Below are 11,120 nucleotides of genomic sequence, written 5' to 3'. Positions count from 1 at the left end.
ACGGAAGGACCCCGATCCGGCGCGATGAACTGGGCCTTGGATCGCGCACCGCGCCTACCCCCACGCGCGCGAGCGGGCTCCTACGGTGGCTCCGGTTGGGCGGGGGGTCGGGGCAGCCAGAGCGTCGCCACGGCGCCGGGCGTATCGGTGCGGGCCAGCAGGCTGACGCCGCCCTCGTGGGCCTCGGCCACCTGACGCGCCAGCGCCAGGCCGATGCCCGAGCCGCCCGGCTTGGTGGTGAAGAACGGCACGAACAGGTTGTCGCTGACCGGCGGCCCTTCGCCCTCGTCGAGCACCTCGATCACCACGCGGTCCGGTTCCACGCGCCAGCGCAGCAGCACCTCGCCTTCGACTGGCAGGCTCGCTTCCACGGCGTTGCGCACCAGGTTGATCAACGCCTGCTCCAGCTGGTCGGCGTCCACGTTCACCGTCACCGTCGGGCCGGGCGCCAGCTGCACCGGCCGGCGTGCATCCAGGCGCGCCACCTTGTCCAGCAGCGCCGGCAAGGCCACCGCCGCCGGCCGCGGCGGTGGCAGCCGGGTGAGCTGGCTGTAGCTGGCGAGGAACCGCGACAGCGCGCCGGCGCGATGGCCGATCAGCTCGAGTCCGCCGCGAAAGTCCTCGCGCCAGTCCTCCGGCAGCGGCTCGCGCAGGGCCAGGCTGGCGAGGGTGCCGGCCATCGACTGGATCGGCGCCAGCGAGTTGTTCACCTCGTGCCCGAGCACGCGCAGCAGGCGTTGCCAGGCTTGCCGCTCTTCCTCACGCAGCACCCGCCCCACATCGTTGATCACCAGCAGGCGACCGCTGCGCCCATCGGTGCGCAGCGGCGCATGACGGATCTCGAACCGGCCGCTGCGACCGCTGAAGCGATGGTTCACCAGCTGACCGGAGGACAGGTCCAGCAGCGGCTGCAGACCCAGATCGTGGGCGAGACGGCCAAACAGCTGGTGGCGCTCGGCCTGCAGCAGCCGCTGCGCCGCGGGGTTGAGCAGACGCAGGCGCGCATCCTGGTCGAACACCAGCACGGCGTTGTCCAGCGCCGCCAGGGTCTTGCCGAGCAGGTAGGAGGATTCCTCGAACTGCAGCCGCTCCTGCTGCAGCCGTTCGGCCAGCGCGTTGATGTCGTAGACCAGGTCGTCCAGCGCGCCGCCGGCGGTGCCGCGCAGGCTGTAGTCGCCCAGGCGCAGCGCATCGAGCAGGCTCGACAGCGTGTGCAGTGGGTAGACCAGGCGGCGGCACTGCCAGCGGATCAGCAGCGCGGTGGCGACTGATGCGGCGAGCACCAGCCAGATGCCTATGGCGTGCACAGCGGCGTGACCGCTGAGCAGGAGTGCAGCAACGATCAGCCCGGGTGCAGCGATAACGGCGCTGCCGTCGAGAATGCGCCGCTCGTAGGCCGGCAGCCGCGCCGACCCCGGCCGTGCCGATGGCGTCGGCGATGGCTCAGGCGTCGCCATCGTCGGCGTCCGCCGGATCGCGCAGGCCGTGTTTCTCCAGCCGCCGATACAGCGCCTGGCGGGTGATGCCGAGCGCGTCGGCGGCGCGCAGCAGGTTGCCGTCGAAGCGATCGAGCGCGCGGCGCACCAGCCAGCCCTCGGCCTGCTCCAGCGTCATCTGCTCGAAGCCGCCGTCGGTCGACTCGGTGCGGCCAAAAGCCAGCGCCGCGGCGCCGACCTCGTCGTACTCGGCGAGCAAGGCGGCGCGCTCCATCAGGTGGCCGAGTTCGCGTACGTTGCCCGGCCAGGCGTAGGCCAACAGCGCGCGTTCGGCCGAGGGCGCCAGTCGCAGGCCGGCGCGACCATAGCGCTGCGCGCTGCGCGCCAGTGCGGCGCGGGCCAGCGGCACGATGTCGTCGCTGCGCTCGCGCAGCGGCGGCAGCACGATCTCCAGCGTGTTGAGCCGGTACAGCAGATCGCGACGGAAGCGCCCGGCCGCCACGTCGGCAGCGAGGTCGGCATTGGTGGCCGACACCAGCCGCACGTCGGTGCGCTGGGTGCGCGAGGAACCCAGCCGCTCGAACTCGCCGTCCTCCAGTACGCGCAGCAGCTTGGGCTGTTGCGAGGCCGGCACGTTGCCGACCTCGTCGAGGAACAGCGTGCCGCCGTCGGCCAGCTCGAAGCGACCGATGCGCTCGCTCTTGGCGTCGGTGAACGCGCCACGCACGTGGCCGAACATCTCCGACTCGAACACTGTCTCGGCGATACCGCCCATGTTGACCTTCACGAACGGCTGCGCCGCGCGCCCCGACAGCGCGTGGATGCGCTGCGCGATCACGCCTTTGCCGGTGCCGTTCTCGCCGAGCACCAGCACGTTCGCGTCACTCGGCGCGACCCGCGCCACCAGCGCCAGCACTCGTTGCATCGCCGGCGACTCGGCGATGAATTCGGCATCGCCCTCTTCGCGCAACAGCGCGTTCTCCGCCTCCAGCCGGCGCTGCCGCCGCGCGCTGCGCGCCAGCGCCATCTGTGCACGCAGCACGCCGAGGAGGCGTGTGTTGTCCCAGGGCTTCTCGATGAAGTCAGCGGCGCCGCGGCGCATCGCTTCCACCGCCAACGGCACGTTGCCCCAGGCGGTCATCACCACCACCGGCAGTTCCGGATCGAGCTGGCGCAGCTTTTCCAGCAGCTCCAGCCCCTCGGCACCGGAGGTGGTGTCGCGGGTGTAGTTGAGGTCGACCAGGGCGACATCGAACGTGCGCCGGCGCGCTTCGTCCAGCGCGCCGACGGGGCCGTCCACGCCGGTGCTCGCGACACCCTCGGACTTCAGCAGCAGTCGCAGCGCCTCACGCACGTCGGCCTGGTCGTCGGCCAGCAATACTGTCGGATTCGATTCACGTGCCACGCCGTCTTCCATCCCGTCAGTGTAATGGTCACTCGTAGCGCAGGGCGACGGCGGGGGCGACGCGCAGCGCGCGCAGCAGCGGCACCAGCGAGGCCAGGACCGACACGCCCGCCACCAGCAGGAAGACGGTTACGAAAACTGCCGGGTCATGGGCTTGTGTGTGCAGGCCCGGGTCGGCCAGCACGTTCGACCACGGTATCGACAGCAGCAGGCCGATCCCCAGTCCGGTTCCGAGCTGCCACACCAGTTGCCGCCCGGAATCACCGAGGATCGCCGCATGCCCGGCGCCGATCGCGCGGCGGATGCCGATCTCGCGCGTGCGCTGCGCCACCGAAAACGCCAGCACGCCATACAGACCTGCGCCTGCCAGCAGCAGGGCGACCAAGCCCAGAGCACCGAACACGCTGGTGAGCACGGTGAGATACACGCGTCCCTTCGCCACCGCTTCGGCCTGGCTGCGCACATCGTAGACCGCCGCCTGCGGATCGACCGCGCGCACCGCGTCAGCCAGGGGTCGCTCGAGGCGCCGAGCATCGGCATGCGCGCGCAGCGCCAGCCCCACGTCATGCAGAGGACGCTGGCCCACTGCCTGGTCCAGCGGCAGCAGCAGCCCCGGCAGAGATCTTTCCAGCAGGCCGTCCAGCTGCAGCGGCTCGATCACCCCGATCACCGTCAGTTGCCGCGCCTGCTTCCGGCCGGGCCAGAGCACCAGTGTGCGACCCAGCGCATCGCCGTGCGGCCACATCGCCGCGGCCATCTTGGCGTCGACCACCGCCACCGGCGCGCTGTCCATGCGGTCACGCGCATCGAAGAACCGACCCTCGCGCAGGCGTACGCCGTAGGTCGCGAGGAAGTGCGGATCGATGAGGCCCATCTGCGCCCGCGGCCAGCCCTCTGTCGGCTCGGGCTGCCCCGGCAGCGAGATCGATTCGTGGCTGCCGAGCACCGCACCGGGCACGGTGTCCGATGCCGTGGCATCGACCACATCGGCCTGCTGGTGCAGATGCTCGACCACCGCATCGAAAAAGCGAATCCGCTGCGCATCGTCCGTATACGCCGCAGGCGGCAACAGCACGTTGGCGGTGAGCACCTGCGTGCCGTACGACGCACCCGCCACCGGCTGCGACAATACGCTGTCCACTGCACGCACGAACGTTCCCGCCCCCACCAGCAGCACCACGGTGAGCGCGATCTCCGCGATCACCATGACCCTGGCCATGCGCGCGAAACCACCACCCGAGCCCTTGGCACCGTCGCGCAGCGCATCCTGCAGATCAGGGCGCGAAGCGCGCCATGCGGGAATCACACCGGCCAGCAGCGTGCTGAGCAATGCAGCCAGCAGCGCCGCCGCCAGCACGCGGGCGTCAACGCTGAAGTTATACACGGGCATCCCGTCCGGAGACTGCGCGAAGACGATCGCCATGAACCAGCGGTTGCCCGCGTGCACGATGGGCAGGGCCACGGCCAGCGAGGCCAGACTCAGCAACAGGCTTTCCGCCAGCGCGCTGCACATCAGACGCGCGCGGCTGCCGCCCAGCGCGCTGCGCAACGCCAGTTCATGGCGTCGCTGCAGCGCCTGCACCAGTTGCAGATTGGCCACGTTGACGCACGCCAGCAGCAGCACCAGCACGGCGGCACCGAACATCAGCCACACCCAGCGGCGCATGTCCTCGGGCACGAAGCCGTATTTCCACGGCTTGATGGTGACCCCGCGCATGCGCGTGCCCGCCGGCATCGCCGCCTGGAGCCGTGCGTTCCACGCGTCCAGTTCGGCTCGCGCCTGGGCCAGCTGGACACCCGGCGCCAGGCGTGCCACGCCCCAGACATTCCTATGCTCGCCCGGGCGCAGCGTCATCGGCATCCACACCTGGTTGTCGGTGACCGGCAGGCGCGTCATGCGCCCGGGCACCACGCCCACTACCGTGGCCCAGGCGCCATCGACCCGGATGGCACGGCCGACGATGTGCGGATCGGCATGGAAGCCGCGCCGCCACAGGGATTCACCCAGCATCACCACCTGTGGCGCACCGGGCATTTCGTCCGACGGCTGGAGCACACGGCCCAGCAATGGCTCGATACCGAGCAGGGACATCATCGAGGCGGTCATGCGGCTGCCCACCTGATAGGTCCCGCCCTGGCCCTGGTCCACGCTCACACCGGTGCCCAGGTACGCACCCATCGCATCGACGTTCTGCATGCCCCCGCGCAGAGCCAAGTAGTCTGCGCTGTCGATCGTCTCGATGCCGTTGTCGTGGAACGATGGCGCGCCTACCGCCATGAGCCGATCCGGCTGCGGCATCGGCAGCGGCTCGATGATCAGCGTGTTGACCAGCGAGAACAGGAACAAGGTCACGCCCAGCCCGACGCCCAGCACCGCCACCGACAACAGCGCATAACCGGGCCGCTTGAGCAGCCGTCGCAAGGCTCCACGGAACTCCTGCACGACCATCATCACTCTCCCCTCAATGCGCGCATTGGCTGTACCCGCGACGCGCGCAACGCGGGAAGCAGGCAGGCCAGCAGGCCGGCCGCCAACAGCACGATAGCCACCCCCACCAGCGTCCAGGGGTCGAGGGCGCGATCATTCCCCAACGTGTCGAACATCAGCTTGCGCAGTAATCGCGATGCAGCCAGCGTCAGCACGAGGCCGATGCCCAGGCCGATGACTACCTGCATCGCGCCGCTGCGCAGCACCCAGGCGAGCAGCTTCGTCGAGGAAGATCCCAGCGCCATGCGCACGCCGATCTCGCGTTCGCGCGCGGCGACCCATACCGCCATCACGGCGTACAGGCCTGCACTGGCGAGCACCAGGGCGAGTACGGCGAACACGCCGATCAGGAGCAGATCCAGTCGTGCGTCGGCCGTGGTGCTCTCGACGATGGACGTCAGCGTGCGCAGGTTGGCGGTCGGCTGCGTCGGAGCTACCCGCGCCACTGCTTCACGCATGGCTGCGCGATAGCTCAGTGCGTCGCCCCGTACGCGAATAGCGAAGCGCAGCGGCTCGAAGCTACGCACCAGCTCGATCAACTTGCCCGGCGTTTGTGCCAAAGGCAGGTAGACGATGGGCGGCTGTGGCCCCAGCGGTCCGTACTGACTGGTGTTTTCCACCACGCCGACGATACGCGCTTCGACCATATCCGGGCCGGAGAGGATGTCGATGAGTTTTCCCAGGGGACGACCACCGTAGACGTGATCGGCCAATTCACTGTTGATGATGGCCACCGTTTCGCCACCGCGCGTGTCATGCGCGTCGAACGCCCGCCCTTGCCGCAACGCAATGCCGAACGTCGCGAAGAAGTCCGGACTGATGGCGCGGAACTGCATCGAGGAGGGCTCCTCCCCCGGCGCATGAGCCGGCAGATTCAACTGCTGGCCTACCGGCAGGTTGGTGCCGGCCATCGCGCTCTCCACTCCTGGCTGCGCGCGCAATTGATCGAGCACCTCACGGGTCAGCTGCTGGACACTGGCCGCATCGGGATAAGCCGCTTTCACCGGTGCTAGCTCCATGGTCAGAATGCGCTGATCGGAGAACCCCAGCTGCGCATGGGCCGCGTCGTACAGGGCGTGCAGGAACAGCCCGGCGACGAGAAGCAAGGAGGTCGCCAGCACAACCTGTGTCACCACCAGCACGCGGCCCAGCCGCTGCTCCGCCCGGCCGAGGCCGCTGCGCCCGCCTTCGCGCAAATGGTCCATGTCGACCCACTTGCGGCTGCGCCACACGCCCAGCGCGGCGGCCATCAAGGCCGTACTTACGCCAACGAATAGCGACAGCGATACGATGAAGCCATCCAGCACCGCCGCACGCAGGTCGACCACATCACTGGAGACCACCTCGCGCAACACATGCAGGGAGGCCCACGCCAGCAGCATGCCGACGAGGGACGCGCATACACCAATCAGCAGCGCGTCGGCCAATGTCGGCAACCACTCGCGCCACAGCGATGCGCCCAACGCACGGCGTACGGCGCCATCATGGCTGCGGGCCAGCGAGCGCAGCAGCATGAGATTGCCCAGGTTTACCAGCGCGATCAGCAGCACCAGACAGGCGCTTCCCTGGAACAGCAGCAACGCCCCGCGCGCGCCGTGGTGCATCTGGCTCTGCAAATCGATCGCAACGAAGCGCTGGCGCGATAGCCAGCTCTTCTGCGACGTCGTCAGAGGTGCGGAATCGATCAACGCCCTCGTGCGGGTGTCCACCTGTGCCGACACCGAACCGATCACAACCCCGGGCGCCAGCCGCGCCACGCTCATGTAGTTGGTGCCGTCGTCGTGGCTGCTCGCAGGAAATGCAGTGGGAAGAACCACAGCAATATCGCCGGTCGGATCGAAGATCCTGCCGAGCTGTTCGAAGCCGGCCGGCAACACGCCAACGATGGTGTGTGGCTTCCCTTCAATCGTCAGGCTCTGCCCCAGCACCCGGGGACTGCCGCCGTAGTGGCTCGTCCAGAAGGCATGGCCAAGCATGACCACCAGCGGGCCGCCGGGCCGATCCTCGGCGGCGGTGAAGCCGCGCCCCAGCGCGGGGCGCACCCCCAGCGTCGGTAGCAGGCCATGGTCCACCAGCAAGGTAGGCACCTGCATCGGGCGCCCTTCGATCATCACGTTGGAGGGCGCCATCGACGTCACGATGCCCATCGACTCAACGCCCTGCATCCCCATCAGGTGCTGGTGTAGCTCGGGTGAGGTTGCCGCGCCGTTGTCCGTCATCATGCCCACCGCCACCAGTCGCTGTGCGTTCGGATAAGGCAGCGGCTTGAGCAAGGTGCCCTCGATCAATGCGAACACCGCTGCGCTGGCGCCGATGCCCAACGCCAGCACGCCGGTCGCCAGCAGCAGAAACCCGGGACGCCGCAGGCTGGCACGCCAGGCGCGAAGAATTTCGCTCAACCAGATACTCATGCCTTCGCTCCCTCGGAATGGTTTGGCCGCGCGGCGACGGGCCGGTCGGAGTCGTTGCGCGGATTCACGGGTCGGCCCGCAGGACGCGCATCGGATGCACCCGCGCCGCGCGCACAGCGGGCAGCAGGCATGCGAGCAGGCCTGCCGCCAGCAGCACCACGGACACGCCGAGTAAGACGATCGGATCGAACCCTTCGCTGCGACCGAGCAGACCCATCAGCAGCATCGACAGCCAGCGTGCGGCGAGCAGCGATGTACCGACACCCAGCACGAGACCGGCGACGACCTGCAGCAGGCCGCCACGCAGCACCAGCGCGACCAGCCGCCGCGGCGGCGCGCCGAGCGCCATGCGCACACCCAGCTCGCGCTCGCGCGAGGACACCGCCACTGCCATCACCGCGTACATGCCGGCGGCAGCCAAAACCAGGGCCAGCCCAGCGAACAGGCCGATCAGCCAAAGACTGAGCCGGGCATCGCGCGTGGTCTCCCGCACAATGCTGCCCATCGAGCGCAGGTGAGCAATCGGCTGCCGCGGCGCAACCTCGGTGACCGCCGCGCGGACGGCCGCCTGCCAGTTCGCCGCGTCGCCCTGGCCGCGCACGGCGAAACGCAATGGCTCGAAGCTGCGGAACACCGTCATCAACGGCTCGGGCACCTGCGCCAGCGGCACGTACAACACCTCCTCCTGCGGATGCAGCGGACCGTCCTGGTAGGTGTCGCCGACCACGCCAACGATGCGCAGGGTCCAGCGTGAGTTTCCACTGCCCTCGACCTGCATCCGTTTCCCCAGGGCGTGGCCTCCGTCGATCTGCTGCGCCAGGTTGCGGCTGACCACGGCGACCAGCTCGTTGCCGCGCATGTCGTCGCGGGTGAAGGTGCGCCCTTCGTGCAGCGGAATGGAAAACAGCGCGAAGAAGCCGGGGTCGACCCCGTGGTACTGCACATTTGCCTGCGAGCCGTCCGGCAGGTCGACGTTGGTGTTGAGCTGCCCAAAGACGCCGACGCTGCTGGGCAGGTTGGTCGTCACGGCGGCATCGGTGATCGCGGGGATCTCGCGCAACCGGCGCACCACTTGCTGCGCCAGCGTCTCCACCGCCGCCGCATTCGCATAGTCCGCCTTCACCGGCGCCAGTTCAAAGGTGAGGATGCTGCCACCGGCAAAGCGCAGCGGCAGCCGCGACGCGTCGTACAGCGCATGCATGAACAGGCCGGCCGCGCACTGCAGCACGGCCGCCAGCATCACTTGCGCCACCACCAGGGTGCGGCCGAGCCGGCCGCTGCGCATGCCGATGCTGCTGCGTCCGCCTTCGCGCAGGTCCTCCAGCGCGCCTCTGCGCCGGCTGCGCCATACCGCGAACAACGCGGCGAGCGATGCACCGGCCAGGCCGACGGAGAGGGCCAGCAGACAGGCTGCGGCGCCCATCCGCACTCCGCCGTCCGGCAGCCATTCCGCTGGGATGAACTTCTGGAACGACGTCAGCCCCGCCGCTGCGAGCAGCAGGCCCAACAGGGTGCCGCATCCGCCAACGAGCAGTCCCTCGCTCAGCGCCGGCAGCACCAGTCGCAGCAGCGGCGCACCCAGCGCGCTGCGCACGGCGGCATCGTGGCTGCGCGACAGCGTGCGCAGCAGCATCAGGTTGGTCAGATTCACCAACGCGATCAGCAGCACGAAGCCGCCGCTGGCCAGGAAGAGCATCAGGATGGCGTGTGCGCCTTTATGCTTCCAGGAAGCGAAATCCTCCGCGCCGTAGCGGTTCCCTGGGGCGTCCGCATCGCCCATCGTCCGATACATCGCCTTGAGCCGTGCATCGATCTGCGCCGATGCCGCCGCCACGCCGGTGCCGGCGGCGAGGCGCGCGACGCCGAAGTAGTTGGCCGCGTCCTCTCGGCTGTCGGCCGGCAACGCCAGCGGCAACACCACGTCGTCCGCACCCACCACCGCGTGGAAAGCAAGCGGCAGCACGCCGACGATGGTGTGCGGGACGCTTTCGATCGACAGGCGCTGCCCGATCACCCGGGGGTCTTTGCCGTAGTGACGTTGCCAGTAGCCATAGCCGAGGAGCACCGCCGGCGCGCCGTCAGGGCGATCCTCGTCCGCGTTGAAGTTGCGGCCGAGCACCGGCGAAAGGCCCAGCGAGGGCAGCAGCCCGCGATCGGCATAGACCGCCGGCACCTGCTCCGCCGCGCCCGTCTCGGTGACGTTCGCCGCCACGTCGGTCTGGAACAGCCCGAGCGAGCGTAGACCGTCCAGCGATGTCAGGTGGCGATACTGCAGCGGCGACATGAAGCGCACCTCACCGCCGCGCATCCGGCCGATCGCCACGACCTGCGCTGGCTGCGGCAGCGGCAACGGACGCAGCAGGATGGTGTCGATCAGGGCGAACACCGCCACGCTGGCACCGATACCGAGTGCGAGCACCCCGCTGGCCAGCAGCAAGAAGCCCGGCCGGCGCAGGCTGGCGCGCCAGGCGCGCCAGATCTCGGCCAGCCAGATGTTCATGCATCCACTCCCACGCGCGGGCCGATCAGCGCATCCAGCCGCGCCTCGTCTTCGCGGCGCAGGCGCTCGAAGGTGTCTTCGTCGACCACGCGGCCGTCGAACAGGCGGATCTTGCGCTGGGCCAGTTCGGCGTAGCGGGCGTCGTGGGTGACCATGCAGATGGTGGCGCCACCGCGGTGCAGCTCATCGAGCAGGGCCATCACCGCTTCGCCATTGCGCGAATCGAGGTTGCCGGTGGGTTCGTCCGCCAGCAGGATCGCCGGCTTGCCGACCAGCGCGCGCGCCACCGCCACACGCTGCTGCTGGCCGCCGGACAGTTGCGCCGGGTAGTGCCGCATACGGTGCGCCATGCCCACCCGCTCCAGCGCCTCGTGCACGCGCGCGCGCCGCTCGGCGGTGCCGATGCCGCCGCGGTAGGTCAGCGGCAGCTCCACGTTTTCCTGCACGGTGAGGTCGCCGATCAGGTTGAACGCCTGGAAGATGAATCCGATCTCGGCGTTGCGGATGCGCGCCCGCGCGGCGGCATCGAGCTGGGCTACGTCGTGGCCGTTGAGCACGTAGCTGCCGGCGCTGGCGGTGTCGAGCAGGCCGAGGATCGACAGCAGCGTGGTCTTGCCGCAGCCGGAGGGGCCGGAGATTGACACGTACTCGCCGCGATGCACGTCGAAGTGCACGTCGCTGAGCGCGTGGGTTTCCACCTCGTCGGTCTGGAACACCTTGCGGATGCCGTCGAGGGCGATGACGCTGGACGATGGGTTCATCATGATTCCCGTCTGGATGGATGAGTGTGTGAATGCAGGAGCGCGGCACCCGGGGAAGAGTTTGGGTGTTTTTTTGGAACACAAAAAAATAAAACACCCCGCAGGGGGGCAAGACATGA

General features: G+C 69.0%; 6 protein-coding genes. All 6 read right to left on the bottom strand.

The features are described from left to right. Window positions 1–80: 80 nt before the first annotated feature. The 6 genes from ACTHJF_RS13340 to ACTHJF_RS13315 all read right to left on the bottom strand — a co-directional run bounded on the left by ACTHJF_RS13340 (window position 81) and on the right by ACTHJF_RS13315 (window position 11,001). The gene (locus tag ACTHJF_RS13340) at window positions 81–1,457 is read right to left on the bottom strand and encodes a sensor histidine kinase (protein ID WP_440267539.1); all 1,377 of its coding nucleotides are present in this window, start codon (window positions 1,455–1,457) and stop codon (window positions 81–83) included. Further along, window positions 1,444–2,841: a sigma-54-dependent transcriptional regulator gene (locus ACTHJF_RS13335; RefSeq protein ID WP_440267538.1), complete on the bottom strand. Its 1,398-nt coding sequence runs from the start codon at window positions 2,839–2,841 to the stop codon at window positions 1,444–1,446. Before ACTHJF_RS13335 ends, ACTHJF_RS13340 begins: the two co-directional genes overlap by 14 nt. Before the next feature lie 28 nt (window positions 2,842–2,869). After that, complete coding sequence (locus tag ACTHJF_RS13330) at window positions 2,870–5,293, bottom strand: ADOP family duplicated permease (protein WP_440267537.1); 2,424 nt, start codon at window positions 5,291–5,293, stop codon at window positions 2,870–2,872. Continuing rightward, window positions 5,293–7,740, bottom strand: coding sequence for an ADOP family duplicated permease (locus ACTHJF_RS13325; protein WP_440267536.1), 2,448 nt, complete (start codon window positions 7,738–7,740; stop codon window positions 5,293–5,295). Before ACTHJF_RS13325 ends, ACTHJF_RS13330 begins: the two co-directional genes overlap by 1 nt. Before the next feature lie 64 nt (window positions 7,741–7,804). After that, window positions 7,805–10,240 carry an ABC transporter permease gene (locus tag ACTHJF_RS13320; protein ID WP_440267535.1) on the bottom strand — a complete coding sequence of 812 codons (2,436 nt, stop codon included), beginning with the start codon at window positions 10,238–10,240 and terminating at the stop codon, window positions 7,805–7,807. Next, the gene (locus ACTHJF_RS13315; RefSeq protein WP_440267534.1) at window positions 10,237–11,001 is read right to left on the bottom strand and encodes an ABC transporter ATP-binding protein; all 765 of its coding nucleotides are present in this window, start codon (window positions 10,999–11,001) and stop codon (window positions 10,237–10,239) included. Before ACTHJF_RS13315 ends, ACTHJF_RS13320 begins: the two co-directional genes overlap by 4 nt. Window positions 11,002–11,120 lie beyond the last annotated feature (119 nt).

Source organism: Dyella sp., from assembly GCF_051962475.1.
Taxonomy (GTDB): domain Bacteria; phylum Pseudomonadota; class Gammaproteobacteria; order Xanthomonadales; family Rhodanobacteraceae; genus Dyella_A.
Note: the sequence above shows the minus strand (reverse complement) of the source record. Positions and strands in the feature narration are given on the sequence as shown.